The sequence below is a fragment of the Ruegeria sp. MALMAid1280 genome (genome assembly GCF_049195285.1).
In the GTDB taxonomy this organism is placed as follows: domain Bacteria; phylum Pseudomonadota; class Alphaproteobacteria; order Rhodobacterales; family Rhodobacteraceae; genus Ruegeria.
This window is the reverse complement of the sequence record NZ_JBMIRT010000059.1, coordinates 1-18,969: the sequence shown is the minus strand read 5'-3', so window position 1 is coordinate 18,969 and position 18,969 is coordinate 1. Positions and strand designations below refer to the sequence as shown.

General features: G+C 57.9%; 16 protein-coding genes and 1 pseudogene. 10 read left to right on the top strand and 7 right to left on the bottom strand.

Going from position 1 to position 18,969, the window contains the following annotated elements:
• The first annotated feature begins 376 nt into the window (after positions 1 to 376).
• The gene (locus ACOQFT_RS16960; protein WP_421599071.1) at positions 377 to 1,159 is read left to right on the top strand and encodes an IclR family transcriptional regulator; all 783 of its coding nucleotides are present in this window, start codon (positions 377 to 379) and stop codon (positions 1,157 to 1,159) included.
• 412 nt (positions 1,160 to 1,571) lie between these two features.
• Positions 1,572 to 2,054, top strand: a complete 483-nt coding sequence (locus ACOQFT_RS16955) for a hypothetical protein (protein ID WP_421599070.1) — start codon at positions 1,572 to 1,574, stop codon at positions 2,052 to 2,054.
• 321 nt (positions 2,055 to 2,375) lie between these two features.
• Here the strand turns inward: ACOQFT_RS16955 and torT are convergent, their stop codons facing one another.
• Positions 2,376 to 3,377, bottom strand: coding sequence for a TMAO reductase system periplasmic protein TorT (gene torT, locus ACOQFT_RS16950; RefSeq protein ID WP_421599069.1), 1,002 nt, complete (start codon positions 3,375 to 3,377; stop codon positions 2,376 to 2,378).
• Here torT and ACOQFT_RS16945 point away from each other — a divergent pair.
• Positions 3,355 to 6,135 carry an ATP-binding protein gene (locus ACOQFT_RS16945; protein WP_421599068.1) on the top strand — a complete coding sequence of 927 codons (2,781 nt, stop codon included), beginning with the start codon at positions 3,355 to 3,357 and terminating at the stop codon, positions 6,133 to 6,135. The genes torT and ACOQFT_RS16945 overlap by 23 nt on opposite strands.
• On the opposite strand, the gene ACOQFT_RS16940 is transcribed toward ACOQFT_RS16945, so the two are convergent.
• Positions 6,108 to 6,812 (bottom strand): response regulator, encoded by a 705-nt coding sequence (locus ACOQFT_RS16940; RefSeq protein ID WP_421599067.1) that lies wholly within the window; start codon positions 6,810 to 6,812, stop codon positions 6,108 to 6,110. The genes ACOQFT_RS16945 and ACOQFT_RS16940 overlap by 28 nt on opposite strands.
• A gap of 114 nt (positions 6,813 to 6,926) precedes the next feature.
• On the opposite strand from ACOQFT_RS16940, the gene ACOQFT_RS16935 reads away from it, so the two are divergent.
• The 4 genes from ACOQFT_RS16935 (at position 6,927) to ACOQFT_RS16920 (ending at position 11,584) form a co-directional block, all read left to right on the top strand.
• A complete protein-coding gene (locus ACOQFT_RS16935; protein ID WP_421599066.1) occupies positions 6,927 to 9,596 on the top strand; it encodes a molybdopterin-dependent oxidoreductase in 2,670 nt (889 codons plus the stop codon).
• Between the two features lie 81 nt (positions 9,597 to 9,677).
• Entirely contained in the window at positions 9,678 to 10,787 is a 1,110-nt protein-coding gene (gene moaA, locus ACOQFT_RS16930) for a GTP 3',8-cyclase MoaA (protein WP_421599065.1), read from the top strand.
• A 29-nt stretch (positions 10,788 to 10,816) separates the two neighbouring features.
• A complete protein-coding gene (locus tag ACOQFT_RS16925) occupies positions 10,817 to 11,251 on the top strand; it encodes a pseudoazurin (protein WP_421599064.1) in 435 nt (144 codons plus the stop codon).
• Between the two features lie 18 nt (positions 11,252 to 11,269).
• Positions 11,270 to 11,584 (top strand): carboxymuconolactone decarboxylase family protein, encoded by a 315-nt coding sequence (locus tag ACOQFT_RS16920; RefSeq protein WP_421599063.1) that lies wholly within the window; start codon positions 11,270 to 11,272, stop codon positions 11,582 to 11,584.
• Between the two features lie 224 nt (positions 11,585 to 11,808).
• Here the strand turns inward: ACOQFT_RS16920 and ACOQFT_RS16915 are convergent, their stop codons facing one another.
• On the bottom strand, positions 11,809 to 12,687 hold the full coding sequence (locus tag ACOQFT_RS16915) for a LysR substrate-binding domain-containing protein (protein WP_421599062.1): 879 nt from the start codon (positions 12,685 to 12,687) through the stop codon (positions 11,809 to 11,811).
• Positions 12,688 to 12,805: 118 nt separating this feature from the next.
• On the opposite strand from ACOQFT_RS16915, the gene ACOQFT_RS16910 reads away from it, so the two are divergent.
• Positions 12,806 to 13,555 (top strand): SDR family oxidoreductase, encoded by a 750-nt coding sequence (locus ACOQFT_RS16910; protein WP_421599061.1) that lies wholly within the window; start codon positions 12,806 to 12,808, stop codon positions 13,553 to 13,555.
• A gap of 17 nt (positions 13,556 to 13,572) precedes the next feature.
• On the top strand, positions 13,573 to 13,959 hold the full coding sequence (locus ACOQFT_RS16905) for an ectoine synthase (protein WP_421599060.1): 387 nt from the start codon (positions 13,573 to 13,575) through the stop codon (positions 13,957 to 13,959).
• A 272-nt stretch (positions 13,960 to 14,231) separates the two neighbouring features.
• Here the strand turns inward: ACOQFT_RS16905 and ACOQFT_RS16900 are convergent, their stop codons facing one another.
• The 3 genes from ACOQFT_RS16900 to ACOQFT_RS16890 are packed head-to-tail and all read right to left on the bottom strand — an operon-like array spanning position 14,232 to position 16,313.
• Entirely contained in the window at positions 14,232 to 14,789 is a 558-nt protein-coding gene (locus ACOQFT_RS16900; protein WP_421599059.1) for a hypothetical protein, read from the bottom strand.
• Between the two features lie 15 nt (positions 14,790 to 14,804).
• A complete protein-coding gene (locus ACOQFT_RS16895) occupies positions 14,805 to 15,782 on the bottom strand; it encodes a hypothetical protein (RefSeq protein WP_421599058.1) in 978 nt (325 codons plus the stop codon).
• 27 nt (positions 15,783 to 15,809) lie between these two features.
• Positions 15,810 to 16,313: a thermonuclease family protein gene (locus ACOQFT_RS16890; RefSeq protein WP_421599057.1), complete on the bottom strand. Its 504-nt coding sequence runs from the start codon at positions 16,311 to 16,313 to the stop codon at positions 15,810 to 15,812.
• 664 nt (positions 16,314 to 16,977) lie between these two features.
• On the opposite strand from ACOQFT_RS16890, the gene ACOQFT_RS16885 reads away from it, so the two are divergent.
• Positions 16,978 to 18,315, top strand: coding sequence for an adenylate/guanylate cyclase domain-containing protein (locus ACOQFT_RS16885; protein WP_421599056.1), 1,338 nt, complete (start codon positions 16,978 to 16,980; stop codon positions 18,313 to 18,315).
• Between the two features lie 233 nt (positions 18,316 to 18,548).
• Here ACOQFT_RS16885 and ACOQFT_RS16880 read toward each other — a convergent pair.
• Positions 18,549 to 18,969, bottom strand: a pseudogene (locus tag ACOQFT_RS16880) (transposase); the annotation flags it as partial.

Here is an 18,969-nt window from a genome sequence, read left to right as displayed (position 1 = left end):
CCCGTCGCTATCGGTCACGATGAGTGTTTCCCGACTGACAATGGGCTGGATCACATCGACCTGTTTGACCAATGGGATCAGGTCGATCATGCGCAGTTCGATAGAGCTTCGACAAAAGCCCCGGGGAACGATCCCCAGTCCGATTCCGCGTGCACCGCACCTGCAGCCATAACGGCGCAGCTGGCAAGCAACCCGCTGATTGTTCTGGACGAATTCATCACGTGCTTCTCCCTAGATTTTTTCTTTGGTGGCTCTCCCGTATCGCCTTTATTCGTATGCAAAACCTTTTTTCATATGTAAATCTACGTTGACATTTGCCATGTTTTCAAGTCACTTTCTGAGGCAGTCGCCCTCAAACGCGACTTGGGAGGAATACGTGTCGGCAGCTTCTGAGAAATATCGCGCCCCTGCCCTTGAGAAGGGGCTGGACATTATCGAATTGCTATCGCAGCACGCCGACGGACTGGCGCAGGGTGACATTGCACGCGCGCTCGATCGCTCTCAAAGCGAGATCTATCGGATGCTCTCGACTTTGGTGCGGCGCGGATATGTCATCCGGTCGTCTGATGATGATCTCTATTCGCTCAGCCTGAAAATGTTTGCGATTTCGCAAAGATATCCGCCAGTCGAGCGGCTGCTTGAGATGGCGACACCCAAAATGCGGGCCGTTACGCGAAAAGCCTGGCAGTCCTGCCATATGGGGATGGAAAGCAATGGGGACATTGTTGTTGTTGCGTCGATCGCCTCTCCCGGGAACTGGGGTCTGGCGTTGCGCGTTGGAACCGTGATTGGCCTCGGCAACACCGGCACCGGGCGCGTTCTGGCCGCCTTCCGCAGCGATATCGAACTTGACGAACTGCTGGACAAACACAGGCTGGCGCAGGGCGAACCGGAACTGGATGCGGTCGAATTCAGGGAACATGTGGCCCGCATCCGCGAGTTGGGCTATGAGCGAATGCCATCAGCCACCGCGGTTGGGGTGACGAACCTCGCCTACCCTGTGCTCGACCATGAAGGGACGGCAATCAGCGTCGTGAACTGTCCGTTTCTGGAAAGGATCGATCAACTGGACGTTCCCGGACTGGAAGAAGTGCATCTGCTTTATAAATCGCTGGCCGATGAACTGACCGGTTTCTACACAGGTAAGTCGCAAGCCTGACGAGACGAGGCAGCCTCAGCTTATTGCGACCGGGATTACGTCAGAGATCAGAAGGCAAAGCCGATGATTGACACCCATCAGCATTTCTGGCGCCTGTCGCGTGGCGGCTACGCTCGCGCACCACAGCAAGCCAGTTGCAGGAAAGTATCGCCACAGACATGCCCCTGCCCCGCACACCCTGCTATCAATCGATCTGCGGAACGGCCCCAGCAATATTACGCCCGAATTGATCTTGGGTCAGCGCGAATTAGCGTCACCAAGAGGCCGTGTGCCTGACCCGCCGAGATCATATCGCCGCTGTTGATCAGTTCGACAGCCTGCTCTTATGAAACGGTTATCCGCTTACAATCAAAAAACAAACCAGCTAGATCAGGTTACGCGGTGTATTCATTTTCATTTGGCCTGCAAGACTATGACAGAACAAAACCAAACGAGCATTGACTTAACACCTGAGCTTGAGGCTGCGGCTACGAATGCCGGAGATATCCTCTTGGATCAAAAACGAGTTGTCAAAATCGACTACAGAGGCGATCCGAACAACTGCCTGACGCAGAGGATGAAAGAGTCTCGTCAGCTTAACAAGGCTTCCCTCGCAACACTCTTGGTTGAGGGCGGCAACGTATATGCTCTTTGGTCAAAGGATCAAGGTACCGGCTATTGGCAACTTCGATACATCGGCCAAAGGAAATCCAAAGGCATAAGAGAGCGACTGTGCCAACACCTGTTTTCAAAAGACAGGCGGACAGGCGCACAGCTTGAAAATGTGCAAATGTGTCTGGAGAACAATCAAGATGTTGGTGTAAGTGTAATTCAGGTTACCCCTGATGAAGTCAGAAGCGCAATCGAAGAGCTTTTAATCAAAAGCAACAAACCCGATTGGAACGTTCACAAATAGCAGCCCCTTGAACGACACATGGGACGTTCGCATAGCAACTGGTTGAGATCATCGGGCCAAGGGCATCGTAGCACCAAAAGTTGACGGCACCCGGTCAGTTCTATGCAGAGCGAATTCCGGCCAAAGCCTGCCTTCACAATCAGGCGCAGCGTGTGAAGCCATCGATTGCGGACTAATACGACGTTGCCGGGCCATTCACGCAAATGTCGTGTAGAGGGCATATCGCTGAAGCTTTCATGCCTCGGGACTGCTCTTGTTCAATACTCGCAACTGCGGATCAAATCACCTGAAAGGACATGTAGGTGATGAAATCACTGGCGATCACTGAATGTTTGGAAAGTACTCGGCAGGGGAAATGAGTATCTTGGTCAATTCCGCATCCGAACGGGTCAAAAGAACGATGTCGGGGCCGATCAGCCCTTCTCGCTCTCCAGACGTCAGTACGGCAACCACCTGATCAAGCGCCATAGTCCCCTGCATGGTCGGGTCATCAAAGGGGGCCGCCAGAACTTTGCCATTCATGAGGCCCCGAATGACTGTGTGGCTGATATAGGTCGAAATCAAACCGGGTGGGCTTGGATTGTCGGAGTGCATTAATGTGCCAATGGCCGCTTCGATCGCTGGTGCACTGCCAATCAGGTAATCGGCATTCGGGTAGCGCTCCAATGCCATTTCGACCTGAGCCAATTGCTGACTAAGGCCTGTATCGGCACCAAAGACCTCAAGGATTGTCACCTCGCTGCCGCTCAGGCCATTGCGCAACCCGACCTCCAGCGGGCCGGTCCAACCGGCTTCTGGCGGGCCAGAGATGAGGATTGCGGTTTTTGCTGGCGATCCTTGGGGATGCAGCTTGGCCAAGTGATGCCCAACGGCTTGTCCCATATCCTGCCAGTCGACCCCGATGCGTCCGCTCAGCGTCTCTGCATGAAGCTCGTTGACCAGACCAAAAACAGAGGTCCCCAGCGCGGCCCGTTCTATTGCCGCGATCAGATCCGCATGATCGGATGTCACCGCACCGATGAGGATCGCATCGACGCCCTGTTCAATGCAGGTATCAATCTGTTCGATCTGGCGGGACCGGGCGCGATAGCCGCCCGCCTCATAGAACAAAAGGTCCAATCCCAACCGCTCAGCCTGCTGTTCCAGGCCATAGCCGACGCTTAGCCAGTATTCATCCTTGAAATGGGGAACAAGCACGCACACCAGAGGGCGCGGGCCTGCCGCAGCAGCAGACCAGAACGCGACACATAGTCCGGTCGCCAAGATTGAACCAGCCCAGAAGGCCCCGTAGTGTCTGACAATGCGACGGACGAGATTTGACACGCGGCTGATCCAGATTCTTTCGGCAATGGGGGCGCTTGCCATTATGGTGGGTATCGTCGCGATTGCCGTCAACCGATATCTTATTCGCACGCAGAACGAGCTGATCGAAACCAACCTGCCCGCGATTGAGCTGGCCAGCCGGATCGGTGCCTCTGCCGAAGTTGTCGGCACGCTTGCCACCGCATTCACGCAGGCGGATACCAGCGATGATCTTGATCGCATTTCAGTTGCGCTTGGTCAGACCGTCGAAAGCATCGAACGTGGGGTTCAGGTCCTGCAGGGCATGACCCCCGCCATGGCAGGCGCGGGGCCGGAACCTCGTGCCAGCGAAGTAGTCGCCCAAATGGCCGAAAACGGACAGGAGGAGTTGCAGCTTGCCATCCGGATCGCGGAACAGACAGACGAAATCATCCAGTTGGCGGGCCAGTTGGATTCACTCATCAGCGACGAGACCGATCTGGCGCGTCTGCGGATAACAGCTGGCATCGTAGGGATTTATACCGAGTCTGAAGGCGACCCGCGCCCGGCGCTGGACGAGCTTGCGGATCGTCATTTCTTTGCATTCGAACGGTTGACCGAGCTCGCAAACGTGGTTGATGCGATCCGGCTGAAGCTGCAGCAGGTGCAGGTGATGGCCGCGCAGGATACGCTGGCCGATCTGCGCGCCGAGCTATCGGATCGTCTGACGCTGGCCGACCACCGCATCCGCTATCTGCCGACGCCTACAGCACGGGATGCGGCACAGGCTGCGCTGCACCAGCTGCGCGGAACCATTGCGCAAGGCGGTTTGGTTGATACGCAGAGGGACAGGATCGCTTTGCAGATGGCGATTGCTGACGACAGTCAACACCTGCAATCCATGATCACCAGCCTGTCATCGCAAGCCCGACAGGCACGCGACGCAGTGCAGGCCCAGGGGGTCGCCCAGATCGCGGCTGCGGAACGGCAGTCGTCGGTGATGAACATCGCATTGCTTGTGGTGGTCGCGGCTGCGGTGATCACCGGTTCGATCTTGTGGCTTTACGCCCGACGGCAACTGGTCGCACGTCTGGGAGAGCTGGCCCGACGCATCGTGGCCGTGGCAGAAGGGGACTATGGCGCTCCGCTGCAGATCAGCGGTCATGATGAGATCGGGCGCATGGAAAAGGCGCTCAACATCCTGCGGCGCCGTGCAAGCGAAGCGGCCGATCTGCGCGAACATCTGGAAGAGGCGGTGATCGCGCGTACCGGCGATGTCGTCGCCGAGATGCAGGCCTCGGACGCGGCGCGCACCGAGGCCGAGGCCGCAAACCGCAGCAAGACCGAGTTTCTGGCCCGGATGAGCCATGAAATCCGCACCCCGCTGAACGGGATTATCGGGATGTTGGGGCTGCTGGAGGCCGAAGTGACGGACAAGGCCCGGCAAGATCGGGTGCGAACGGCACACCGCTCGGCCCGCGAATTGCTTGAGATCACCAATGACATTCTGGACTATGCGAGCAGTGAAGACCGCGGCAATCGCACCAACCCGGTGCATTTTCACCTGCGCGATCTGGTTGGCCAGCTTGGTCACCAGTTGCAGTCGCTGGCCGCTAAGACAGGGCTGCAGACCGTTGTTGAACTCGCAGAGCCTGCGCCGCCGGTGCTGTTTGGCGATGTTGTGAAAATCCGCCAGATTCTGGGCAACCTGATCTCGAACGCGGTCAAGTATACCAGACGCGGGACTGTCACGCTTACCGTGGATCATGCGGTGGCGGACGATACCGGACAGCCGGTTGTCAGTTTCACGGTGGCCGACACCGGAATAGGCATGACACGCGAGGCGATCGCTCAGGCGTTTGATGCCTATTCGCGGACAGCAGCCGTCAAGCGCGCGGGAATTGAGGGGCTGGGCCTGGGTCTTGCCATCTCGCGCAATCTGACCGAAGCGCTCGGCGGGGTGCTGAGCGTCGAAAGTGAACCCGGCGTCGGCACCCGGTTTACCCTGACCGTTCCGTTGATGCCCGGCGATGCAGACTGTGTGCCCGAAGACGAAACCCAACTGTCCGAGGCTGATCTGGACCGCAGTGTTCTGGTGATCGACGATCATGCTGTGAACCGTATGGTGGCACGGGGGTACTTGGAGCGGCTGGGCTGTCGGGTGCAGGAAGCCGAAACCGGAACGGCCGGATTGGAGTGTTACCGCGACAACCGTTTCGATCTGATCCTGATCGATCTTGATTTGCCGGACATGCGGGGCGAGGAGGTGGCTGCACGGATTGGCGCCGGGGAACACGCGCCGATGCTGGTCGCGCTGACGGCGCATCTGATCGATGACACCGAACAGAACCGCGCCCGGCTGGGTGTTGCCCGCATTCTGGCCAAGCCGATCTCGCCCAGAGCTTTGACGGAAGTTCTTTCGCCCGTCAGCCCGACCGAAACGCCCCGGCACGAAACGGCGGTTCTGGACAGTCTTCGCAGCGATATTTCAGATCTCGGCCCCGAAACAACCGGGCTGATCCTATCCGAGTTTCTGCGCGCATTGCCCGAGGCGGTAGAAACGATCAAGTCCACACGGGCCGACCAGCAACGCAAGGCCGCGCACCGGTTGAAAGGGGCCGCCTCGAATTTCCGGCTTGAGGCGCTGTGTGCGCTGCTTGCCGAGTTGGAGGCCCAAGACAGTGATGCCAGCGAGGCCCAGTTGGATCGGGTCTGCGCCAGTGCCAAGACTGCGGCGATCACCCTTGAAGCGGCGGCCGCAAAGGCGGGGCTTCAGGTCGAGGCCGGGTCGACGAAGTGATAGCCCTGACCATGTTGGGTCAGAATCCATTCGGGATTTGCCGGGTCCTTTTCCAGTTTCTTGCGCAGCCGTCCAACCACCACATCGATCATCCGGTCATTGGCGCGGCTTGAGCTGCGGCCGATCAGTTCGGACAGCCGCGCACGGCTGAGCGTCTGCCCAGGGTGATCCGCCAGCGCGGTCATAACCGCGAATTCCTGGGGTGTGAGCGTTTCTGTTCTTGCTGCCGAGATCAACCGGTGCCGAATCCGGTCAAAACACCAAACACCAAACAATTCGACCGGCGGAGCACCCTCAGGGGCCTGACCGATATCCGCAATCCGGGCCAGCAGATTTTTCACGCGGGCTGCCAACTCGCGTTTGTCGAAGGGTTTGGTCACATAGTCGTCGGCGCCCATTTCCAAGCCGACGATCTTGTCGACCTGATCATCGCGAGCCGTCAGCAGGATGATACCAACCCGTGATTTTGCCCGCTGTTCACGGGTGATCGTCAGGCCATCCTTTCCGTCCATGTTGATATCGACCAGCAACAGGTCCGGCGGATCGTATTCGATGATGCTTTCCATCCCGTCCGCATCCTCGGCCATGCTGACGCGATGCCCCTGCTCTTGCAGGTAAGCGGCAAGCCGCAACCGGGTTGTGCGGTCGTCTTCGACGATGAGGATATGCTGCGCCATAAGCCACTTTTACATTTCTTTACATATTCGGACAACCGCAGTTGTGCGCAATCAAGGTGTCAGCTTCGTCCAAAGAATAATGTGCGCCCAGAAGCCAGCCACAGGAGGCCCGATATGTCTTTCTCAACGCCAACCCGCCGCGCCTTTTTGCAAGGGGGTATCGCCACATTCGGCGCAACCGCTCTGATGAATTCCACCGCGCTCGCCGCGCTTGATCCCAACTCGTTCGGAGGACGCACATTCCACGCGACCCATTTCGGCCCGTTCGAGGCCGTGGTCCGCGATGGCAAACTGATCGGCATCAACAAGATCATGGAACTTGATGCTCGTCCCACCGAGATGCTGGCCTACGGCGTCATGGATCGGACCTATGACAAGAGCCGGATCAACTATCCGATGGTGCGTAAATCCTATCTGGAAGGCTGGGAAAGTGGCGACATCAAACCTGAACTGCGCGGCAAGGAAGAATATGTCCGCGTCGATTGGGATACCGCCTGGAGCCTGACCGCCAAGGCGCTGCTGGATACCGCCACCAACCACGGCAACGAAGCGATCTTCAGCTCGTCCTATGGCGGCTGGTCGAATGCCGGTGTGTTCCGTCCGAATGTTCTGCAGGGACGTCTGATCAACCTGATGGGCGGCTGCACGAACACCGCGGGCGACTGGTCGGCCGGTGCCGGTCAGGTCTGCCTGCCCCATATCATCGGCGACATGGAAGTCTATTCCGCGCAGTCCGCGTGGGAAACCATCCGCGACAATACCGAACTGTTCGTGCTTGTCGGCTGTGACCCGATCAAGAACAACCGGATCGAATACCGCGTGGCTGACCACGGCATGTACGCCCATTGGGAAGAAATCCGCGATGCGGGTGTCAAGTTCATCTCGATCAACCCGCAGCGCACCGCCAGCGACGACTATTTGAACGCAGAATGGAAGCGGATCATACCGAACACCGATACCGCCCTGTTCCTGTCGATGGCCTATCATGCGCTGGAAAACGGTCTGGAAGATCAGGCCTATATGGACAAGTACACAGTCGGCAGCGACAAGTGGATTGCCTATGTGAAAGGCGAAACAGACGGCACACCGAAAACACCCGCATGGGCCTCGGCAATCACCGGCATTGACGAGCAGGAGATCAAGGATCTCGCCGAACTCATTGCATCGTCGAAAACCAGCATTGCCGGTTCCTGGGCCATCCAGCGTGCCCAGCATGGTGAAATGGCCTATTGGTCGCTGATCAACTTTGCAGCCTTGCTTGGCAAGATCGGCAAACCGGGCGAGGGCGTAGGATTCTCGTGGCACTACGGTAACGGCGGTATGCCCCAAGGTGGTAACGCCACTCCGGTCGGCATGAGCCAGGGCCGGAACTTCGTCAAGAAGATCGTCCCGGCCTCGCGCATTACCGAGGCGCTGGAAAGTCCGGGCGTGGATTTCTTCTATAACGGGCAGACCAACACCTATCCCGACATCAAGATGATCTTCAACGCCGGCAACAACTTCATGTCGCACCAGCAGGATACCAACCGGCTGATCCGCGCGCTTGAGAAGGTCGACACCATCGTCTCGGTCGATGTGTGGTGGACCGCTGCAACCCGCTGGGCTGATATCGTCCTGCCTGCGGCATCGACACTGGAACAGGATGACATCACCTCGGGCGGCACCTATTCGAACGACCGCGTCTACGCGATGAAGAAGGTGATCGAACCCGTTGGCGAAAGCCTGCCCGACTATGAAATCTTCGAAGGTCTGGCCGACAAACTGGGTCTGTGGGCGCAGTTCACCGACAGCGAAGACAAGATGTATCACATCAAACTGGCCTATGAGGCATCGGGCGCGGCCAAGGAAACCCCGTTCGAAGAGTTCTGGGAAAAAGGGTACGCCCGGATGCCGGTTCCTGCAGAGGCCCGGAAATGGGTGCGCCACGGCGATTTCTACTCGGACCCGGACACAAACCCGCTGCACACCGCATCTGGCAAGATCGAAATGTTCTGCGAAAACATCGCGAACATGGAGATCGACGACTGCCCCGGTATGCCAACCTGGATGGAAAAACACGAATATCTCGGCAACGCCAAAGAAGGCCAGTTGCACGTCGTGTCCCCCCACCCGTGGTACCGTCTGCACAGCCAGATGGACCAGTCGGAAACGCTGCGGGGTATCTACAAGGTTCAGGGCCGCGAACCGGTTCGGATCAACGCCGATGACGCCGCAAAACGCGGCATCGCCGATGGCGATCTGGTCGAGCTTTACAACGACCGGGGCACCGTTATTGCCGGGGCCGTTGTCAGCGACGAGATCATGCCGGGCGTCGTTTCGATCTACGAAGGGTGCTGGCCGTCACTGGACAGCAAGGGACGTTGTAACTCGGGTCTGGTAAACTTCCTGACCTCCACGCAGCGCGCCTCGGGCCTCAGCGAGGCCACGACTGCCAACACGGTCCTGATCGAAATGCGCAAATGCGAAGACCCGGAAGGCCCGAACATGGCCTACGAAAAGCCCGCGATCATCGAGGACACAGAGCTTGCCGCGATTGACGATGACAAGCTTGGTCTGGAACGGCTCGAAGCTTTGACCGCGTCTCTTTATGCCGACATGACCCCAGGCGAAAAGATGTTCTTCCAGCGTTGCACCGTCTGTCACGCCCCGCGGGAAGTGACCCACTACACGCAACAACAATGGAAAGGCATCGTGCCGTCCATGTTCGAACGGGCTGGTCTTGATGACAGCGAACGCGAGCTCGTCATGGAATACCTGATGATGAACGCGGCCGACGCCAACTAAGGCACCAAAGAGCAGCGCGGCCGGGCCAAAGCCCGGCCGCGTACCCCCCCAGATTTTCACTATCACATGCAGGAGGGTCCGATGCTGGACAATACTAACAGCAGTGGTTTCGGCGAGAATACAGGCCCTTCTGACCTGACCCCCGTCAAAATTGCCCGCCTTGGCGCCTCTTTGGCCCCCGCAAGCAAAGCGCGCCAACCTTTGGCCCCGCTGGTCGATGGATTTGGCCGAACCGTCACCTATCTGCGTTTGTCCGTGACCGACCGCTGCGATCTGCGCTGCACCTATTGTATGGCCGAGAAGATGTCATTTCTTCCCAAGCGCGACCTTCTGAGCCTTGAAGAGATGGCCCGCCTCAGCGACATTTTCATACGGCGCGGTGTGCGCAAGCTGCGCATTACCGGGGGCGAGCCTCTGGTGCGCCGCGATGTGATGGACTTGTTTCGGGATGTGTCGCGGCATCTGCGGTCTGGCGCGCTGGATGAACTGACACTTACCTCCAACGGCACATTGCTGGCGCGCCATGCAGATGGTTTGGCCGCTTGCGGGGTAAAGCGGGTCAACGTCTCGCTCGACACGCTATGCCCGGATCGATACCGCAGCCTGACCCGGCTTGGTGATATTCGCATGGTTCTGGCCGGGCTGGATGCCGCGCAGGACGCGGGCCTGAAAGTCAAGCTGAACGCGGTTGCCAGCCGTGGCGCGTTCGAAGACGAAGTCGACGATCTGATCCGCTTTGCCCATGGGCGCGGCATGGGCCTGACGCTGATCGAGGAAATGCCGCTGGGCGATACCGGTCAGGATCGAAGTGACAGCGCGCTGTCCCTGCGTGATCTGCAATCGGACCTGGCGCGCCGCTGGACGCTGGCCCCGCTTAACCGCCGTTCCGGCGGTCCGGCGCGCTATGTGCAGGTCGCTGAGACCGGTGGCCAGCTTGGTTTCATTTCCCCGATGTCCTGCAACTTCTGCGCGCTCTGCAATCGGGTGCGGGTCAGTTGCACCGGACGCCTCTACACCTGCATGGGCGACGAAGGATCGGTTGATCTGCGCGCGCCCTTGCGCCGATCCGAGGATGAGGCCTCGTCCGCCATTCGAAGCGCGCTGTTGATGAAGCCCGAGCGTCACCGCTTCGACCTTTCACAAATGTCAAAACCCGCCGTGGCGCGCCATATGTCCGCGCTTGGTGGATGAAACGTTCAAGCCTGACAAGGAAACGTAAGATGAAACTCAAATCCCTGACTGCCGCCACCCTGCTGGCGCTTGCCCCGATCCCGGCGCTTGCCGAAACCATCGAGGTCCAGATGCTGAACCGCGGCGAAGCGGGCACTATGGTGTTCGAACCGCGATTTGTCTCGGCCCAGGTTGGTGATGTGGTGGTCTTCCGCGCGGCGGACAAAGGTCACAATGCCGAAACCGTCAAGGGCATGGTCCCCGAAGGACAAGAGCCTTTCGCCGGCAAGATCAATGAAGAGATCGAGGTCGAATTGACCACCGAAGGCATGATCGGCGTGAAATGCAAACCACATCTTGGCATGGGTATGGTAATGGTCATTCAGGTCGGCGCTGGTGACATGCCCGATGGGTTCCTCGACGCGAAAATGCCCAAGAAAGCCAAAAAGGCGTTTGAAGACATCGTTGCCACAGGGACAAACTAACAGGATGGAGAGACTGAGATGACCAAAGATCTGCCCGGCGCCGCAGGGGCGCTTGCCGCGAAACATCCGACGATTTGGGATGCATATGCCGCACTTGGATCAGCAACCGCACAGGCGGGTTCACTAACCGACCGGGAACGCCGCCTCGTCAAACTCGCGCTTGCAATTGGGGCCGCATCCGAAGGTGCCGTGCACTCGCATAGCCGCCGGGGACTGGCCGAGGGCATCTCGGCTGAAGACATGCAGCAGGTTGCGCTTCTGGCGATCGGCCCTCTGGGCTTGCCGCGCGCTGTCGCCGCCGGAACATGGATATCGGACGTGACCGACAAATAATTTCAACGTGGTGCCGGAATTCCGGCACCACACTTTCAAGCGGCCCAATGGGTTGCATCATAGCCCAGATTACTGAAGCGGTCGTTGCCAAGCGGATTTTGAAACTACATCAAGACCGCACGTTCGCCACACCAAGCCTAGATATGAAAGGCGCGGACGGAGCCGTCTCCTGTAATACGTGATTCAATGACTGCTTTCGCGGATATTCAGTGTCGGCACGAAGTTCAAATCGACATGAGCCACTTTTTGAACAGTCTCACCGTGACCCGTTCCTGATCATCAGGGCGGCAGACGAAGTAGAGCCCACGATCCAAGGGAACACAACTTTCATCGAGACGGATCAAGCGGCCAAGTTCCAAATCTCTTGCCGCCAAAAGATGTCTGGCCAATGCCACGCCTTGCCCGTCAATCGCGGCCTCCAAAAGAACAGCACTATCGACATACTTGATACTCTGAGATTTAAGTCGATCATCGCTCAACCCAACTTGCGCGGCCCAGCTTTCCCACCCGACGTTGAAGGCATCGTGCAACAGCGGGAGATCAGCCACGTCCTCGGCGCGCATTGGCAGGCGTGCTTTCTCAACAAGGGATGGGGCGGCCACTGCAACCAGTTCTTCTTGTCTTATCAGCTCATGATATAGCCCGCCCCAACCGGGTTCCCCAAACCGCAGGGCCACATCCACCTCACTTGCATTGAAATCTGCAAAGCTGTCATTTGTATCCAGCAACAATGCGATACCCGGATGCGCTTGCTGAAACGAACTGAGCAACGGTACAAGCCATTTGAGCGCCAGCGAGGTGGACAAGGACACTGTAATCGACTGGCGGCGATGTAATCGCTTCACCTCCAATACGCCCAATTGCAAAGCAGAAAACGCCCCGCGTGTTGATTGATGCAGGCGTTCCCCGGCCTTAGTCAGTTCAACCCCATTGGGGCGGCGATGAAAGAGTGTCACGCCAAGGTGCAGTTCCAGCAACTTGATTTGCCGACTGATTGCCCCGTGTGTGACGTTCAATGCATCCGCAGCCTTGGTCAGGCTGGAATGGGTTGCGGTTTCGTCAAAGGCTTGAAGGGCACGAAGGTGTCTGAGATTCTCTGCCATGTGAGAAAATCTAACAGCCTAACCTCAAAAAATCGATAGGTCCTTCTGCTTGTTCGAGGCTACATGGTTTCAGATCAAAAAAATCTCACACACAACTTGCCTGATGAAAGGAAAAGCAATGGCCGAAGTCAAAGTCGCGCTGATGACAGGTACAGGGCAAGGCATTGGCCGGGGCTGCGCCGTTGAAATGGCAAAGGCAGGCTACAAGGTCTCACTGATGTCACCATCAAACCGCTCTGTCGAACTGGCGGAGGACCTTGGGGGCATTGGCCGCCGCGGCTCTGTGCTGGACGTTGATGATTTACAGGCGATGATCGACGACACCATGAGTAAATATGGACGGATCGATGCGATCGTCAGCAATATGGGCCACGGTGGAACGGTGCCCGAAACCATCAAGACCGTCGGGTTCGATCCTGACTTTGACGGACCTCTATTGGAGCTCAGCGACGCATTGTGGCACGAAAGCCTGGACATGTATGTGCTGAACGTCGTCAAGATTGCCCGCATCGTCACGCCGATACTGATCGAACAAGGCGGGGGTGCTTTCGTAAACATCTCGTCCATGAACACAATCGAACCACGCGCACCCTATCCAATGAGCATGCTGCGCGGTGCACTGCACAGTTTTTCAAAGCTTTACGGAGATCGCTATGCGCGGCACAACATCCGCATGAACAACCTGCTTCCAGGGTTCTGCGAGAATGTGAACCTGTCCGAACAAGCCCGTCGGGAAATCCCTGCTCAGCGACCCGCAACGTTCGAGGAAATCGGACAAACCTGCGTATTTCTCGCCAGCGATGCAGCCCGGTATATTAATGGTCAGAGTATACTGTCAGACGGTGGGATGAACCGCGCGGTACGATAGCAATGAGGCGGTGAAATATGATTGTTACGGCGCTCAGAGATATCCTTGGCACAGATCAGGACGTATCCGGTCCGGGTTGGAACAGCAGAAGGTTACTACTTGCCTCTGATGGGATGGGGTTTTCGCTTACGGACACGGTCATCAAAAAGGGTGCCTTGCTTGAAATTGAATACACCCATCACTTAGAGGCATGCTATTGTGTCGAGGGTAACGGTCAGATCAAGACGTCTGACGACGAAACTTGGCATCCTGTTGAACCATTTACGCTCTACGCGCTGGATCAACATGACCGGCATATGGTGCGGGCCACAGACGCTGATCTGCGGCTTGTCTGCGTCTTCAATCCTCCACTCAGCGGCGGCGAGGTGCACCGCAAAGACGGAAGCTATGCACCATCCTCATAAGCGCGGCGATGTTCACGCAAACCGGCCATTCATGCACCGTGCGGCATCCGGCAGGCCGGGCTCGATTCAAACCATTGCTGCGGCGAGAAACTATGCCAGGACAGAGTCCCCTGTGGTTTCCGCGATTTCAAATTGAACGGGTCGCCTGGTTTTGCTCTGGACTACCTGGACGCGTTTCGTCAGCTCTGGTCGTTCGGTATGGTTGCGGCAAGAGGGAACCCACCTCTCGCACGGTTCGGCTTTGAAAAGGGAACGCGCCCACCGTTCTTTCGTCAGGGTACGAAAGGTCGTGAGATAAACCCCCCGAATTCCTGGCGTGCTTCGCTGCGTGGGATGTTATGGGTCACGGTAAAACCCACGACAGTGCATTCCACTGTATCGACCCAGCTTTCGTTGATGTTGTTCCAGATTTCGAACAACTGAACTGCCATATCATCATTTGGATTGCTGATATTCCATTCTGTCGATTCCCCTGTGGTCGTGCTGCCTGAGACGGTGGCCGCAGTTCCGTCACCCTCGCCGGTGACCGAGACGCTACCTGTCGCTGAAGCCGAGGTCGTCCATTTCCGGCTGCCTCCGGCCGGTATGACAGGACCCGGGACTTCGAACGTTTCAGTCTCGGATTCGACGCTTGAACGGCCCTGATAGGTACACGGCCAGGGTGTAGGAATATCGCCCAGACATACGCAGAAGGCATGCGGGCTGGAGCGACGCACGAGCGATGGCACTGCTCCCAATTGCATACAGGCGCCACAGGGCGATCCAAGCGGTCCAAAGGTCCACTGATAGACCGTGATTGACGAGTTATTGGGTGGAGGAGGCGGGGGCATGGCAGGTCTCCGGAATCAGATTGGCAGGGGGTCGCCCTGCATGAGGGTGAGGCGGGCTTCAAGGCTGGTTAGACCAGTGTCGGTGAGCGCACTGCCCGTCCAAAGCAGAAGCGCGCCGGGGTTGATCCCGGCCGGCAGGTCGTTTTGCGGCACCGATGTGATTTCGATCCGCCAGGTCAGTTTGAAACGTTTGCGAAAGAATACTGTGAGAACGCCATGGTTTTCGTGCATCCCCGAATATTCCAACAATGCGCCATCGGCCAGATCAGCCAGGTCGACTTGTGGGCGGCTGGCGGGTACAGCCATGGCGACGGGGCCGTCGACTGCCTCGTCATGCGTGATCCCATCTGGCGCGTCGCGATCAAGCACCAACATCAGTGACCGCGCTTGCGCAGTCAGCGCCATCGGCAGATAGGCGGAACGATCATCGGCAAAGGCGAGGATCGCGCTTTGTCCGGCGGCGACCATTTCAATCAGGGCATAACCGCGTTCATTGGTGCGATAGGTCCAGGCCACGGCTGTGCCGCTGCCGGGCGGGTCGATGATGAACACCTCGGCATCGGCTACCGGCTGCAAGTCCGGGTCGACAACACGCACCAGAAGCGTGCCTTTCTGATAGCGCTGTGCCGCACCGAGTTGAGCTTTCAGCAGATCTTGCATCGCAGCCGGATGTCCCGCACCGTTCAGCGTGGACATGAGGTCTTCGGTATCCGACAGCATCAGCGTGCCATAGTCGTGCCCCCGTTGGGCAAGATCGAGGGCCTGTGCCTCGCTAAGCCCATCGAGCCGCAAAAGCCGTGCTTGCGGGATGAATTCTGCCATCAGGTTTTCCACCGTCAGCCCGCCCAGATCGGCCAGGCTTTGCGCAAGGACGATATCAGGATGACCCAACAGCTGTTCGGAGTGGTGAATGCCAACGCCTGAGAGCGCTTCGGCCATTACGGGGCCGATACCGTTCAGCACTTGTGTGTCATGCCACGTCGTGTCGATCATTGTGTCCTCCTCTCATGGCCGGGTCGGTCAATCGATTGCGTCCCCCAAACCGCTGTCGATCAGAAGCGTAGTGAGTGAGGTCCAAGTCGTGCCGGAAACGGTTTCGACACCTTCAGTGGGATTCCCACCGGGTTCGGGCGGGACAAGCACGGTGCCGACAAAGCGATCAAAAGATCGCGCGCCTTTGCTCGTCCGTAACAGGATCTTGCGGCCCAATGCCCGGTCACGTGTCAGCGCGAAGGCTGCAACAGCCCGTTCGTGCGTGACCCCACTGGTGCCCCGCAATTCCGGCGTATCTACGCCCTTGAGACGAATTGGAACATAGTTGTAGGTGAGAAAGCCCAGATCAGCGACGACATCAATGGTGTCACCATCCACGACGTGTTCACAGACGCACCGAAAATAGTTCGCCTGCGACGCCTCTGCGAAGGAAAGGGGAAAATCTTCAAACTGGAATGGCTCGCGGCTCATGTTCTGGCCCGCCCACAGTATAGATTGAAATAAAAATAATACGTCGATTTTGCACCTCATGGCCGAGTCGATGCAATGAGGTTCTGTTTAAGCGGGTTGTTCGGCAGGAAATGGCCGTCAAGATTAGGGGTCGTGCGGGATCACCCTGAGAAGTGCTCCTTCAAAAACAGCAGCTCTGGCGGCGCATTTTGACGGGTTGCGTGCCGAGCTCGGCTGCGGAACCGGGCGATTTGCTTACTTAACTCCTTGTCGGAATCGTCAGGTCTCTGATCCGGTCATTCCCCAGCCTCTTTCCCATTAACGGACATTTGGCATCATGCCCCGAGTGACCGTATTGTCCGCAGCCTGACCCTTACCTGAGGAAACCACGCTGAGATGCAGAACGACACATAACCGATACCCAACCCAATACCCTGACGCTGCAATTGCAGCCCACTGTGCCGCCGTTCGCCGCTGGCGCGAAATCAGGTGATGGCCGAACTCACGGTCTGCGGGCGAAGCCAACACAAAAAGCGTGCGCGAGCCCCCACCGCGCCAATAGCTGCGTACGAAGCCATAGAGAAATTCCGGCGTCTATCCATGCACTGTCGCCGCAGCTTCCCTAAACCAAAGCGGTCGTTGCCAAAACGCCCTTCGGACTTCATTATGATCGCGCGTCACCTTCGCTTCGATCTATGTTGAAATCGCAGGCGGCAGAGTGGCCAGAGAACTAATAGAGGGGTGCATGACTGCCAGCGTGGAGACCCTTTTCACTGAAAACGACGGGCTCTCCATCGCCTATCAGGTATGGGGCGATGGACCGCGAAATCTCGTGTTGGTCCCCGGCATGATCTCGCATCTGGAAGCGTTCATGGAACATCCGGGCTATCTGCAGTGGATGACATCTCTCAGCTCGGCTGGAAGGCTCGTTACTTTCGACAAGCGCGGCAACGGCATGTCCGACCGTATTCAGGGAACACCAACCCTTGAAGAACGCATGATGGATATCGAGGCGGTGATGGATGTCGCCGACATGCCCTCGGCCACGATTATTGCTTTTTCCGAGGGTGCCTCACTTGCCTGTGTCTATGCCGCGATGCGCCCTCAACGGGTCGAACGTCTGGCCCTTTGCGGCGGGTACGCTCAAGGCCGTTTAACCCGTGGTTATCTGACACCTGAAAGCCTTGAACTTGCGTTGGCCCAGTTCCGCGAAAACTGGGGAAAGCCCTACAAACCTCACCCATTTTCCGAATTCGGCCCAAGTCAGGACGATGCCGAGGCTCAGGAAGCCTGGGCGCATTTCCAACGGATGAGCGCGACCCCGATCACAGTTGCCAACCTGTTCGAATTGGCCGCGTGGATCGATATCCGGGAATTGCTGCCTTCTATTTCCCAATCCACATTGGTCATTCATCGCGAAACCGAAGAAGCGAACGGGGCGGATTGCGCCCAGGATTTTCTGCGTTTGATGCCCAAGACCGAATACAAGACCATTCCCGGCCACGAACATGTGCCTTGGGAAGGTGACGTGGAAAGCTATGCAGCCGCAATCGTCGAGTTTGTCACCGGCGCGGCCCCGGTGACAACCCAACCCACGCGTACTCTTACCACCGTTCTGTTTTCTGATCTGGTCGAGTCCACATCGCAACAAGCACGGATCGGTGACGACCGTTGGCGCGACCTGATGAACCGCCACGACGACATCTGCGCAACCCAAATATCACGACACGGTGGTCACCTTGTAAAGTTCACGGGCGACGGTGTGGTGGCGACGTTCAGCTCTCCGACCAGCGCGCTGACCTGCGCTGGTTCTGTACGAGAAGCCTTGTCGGCAATCGACCTGAACGCACGCTTCGGCGCACATACCGGTGAGATTGAAATGCGCGGCGATGACATCAGCGGCCTTGGCGTGGTCGTGGCCGCGCGCGTGATGGGCCAAGCCAAGGACGGGCAGGTACTGACCTCGGATCTCACGCGTCAACTGATGCTTGGTGCGCCGTTTCAATTTCAGGACTGCGGTGAGCACGAGTTGAAGGGCGTTCCGAATAAGTGGCGCCTGCACGAGGTTAGCCCCGCTAGCTAAACAACTCGAAACACCGGCCTCGCCCTGCTTGTCTTCACCACGGAAATGGCGCGTCCACTTTGGGTTGAGGGTGTGTGGAAACTCGCTTGATTTCTCGACGAAGAGGATGCTCCGTTTGCTTTTTGTGGAGGCACCCGGATTTTTGACCATTGTGGCGCTTTATGCGCCGCAGGGGGCTGAATCTGCGCTCTTGCGGCGTTTCCCGTCGTGAAATTTGAACGGATCGCCCCAGTTTAAGCCGGATTGGCGGTCAGTAACCGACGTACCCCGATCAGGGCGACCCTCCGCTTGATGTTATAGGCGGGGACATGGAAGGCCATTTCGGTGCGGACGTTCTTCAGCCGCCGCATCCGGAAGTGCGTTGCCCCCATCCAGCCCTAGATCGTGCCGAACGGGTGCGCGACGGTCGAGCGACGCAGGCCCGTCAGGGCCGGGTCGCGGCTCAAGCGGTCGCGCATGTCGTCGACCAGATGCTCGTGCTCCCATCGGGTGATACGACGTTCCTTGCCGGTGGTGCAGCCCGCCTTGACAGGGCAGGTCTGACAGGCGTCGGTCCAGTAGCGCCGCACCACCAGGCCGCCTTCTTCAGTCGTGTAGCGGTATGTCAGCGTCTCGCCTGCCGGACATCGGTAAACATCCGCATCCGCGTCATAG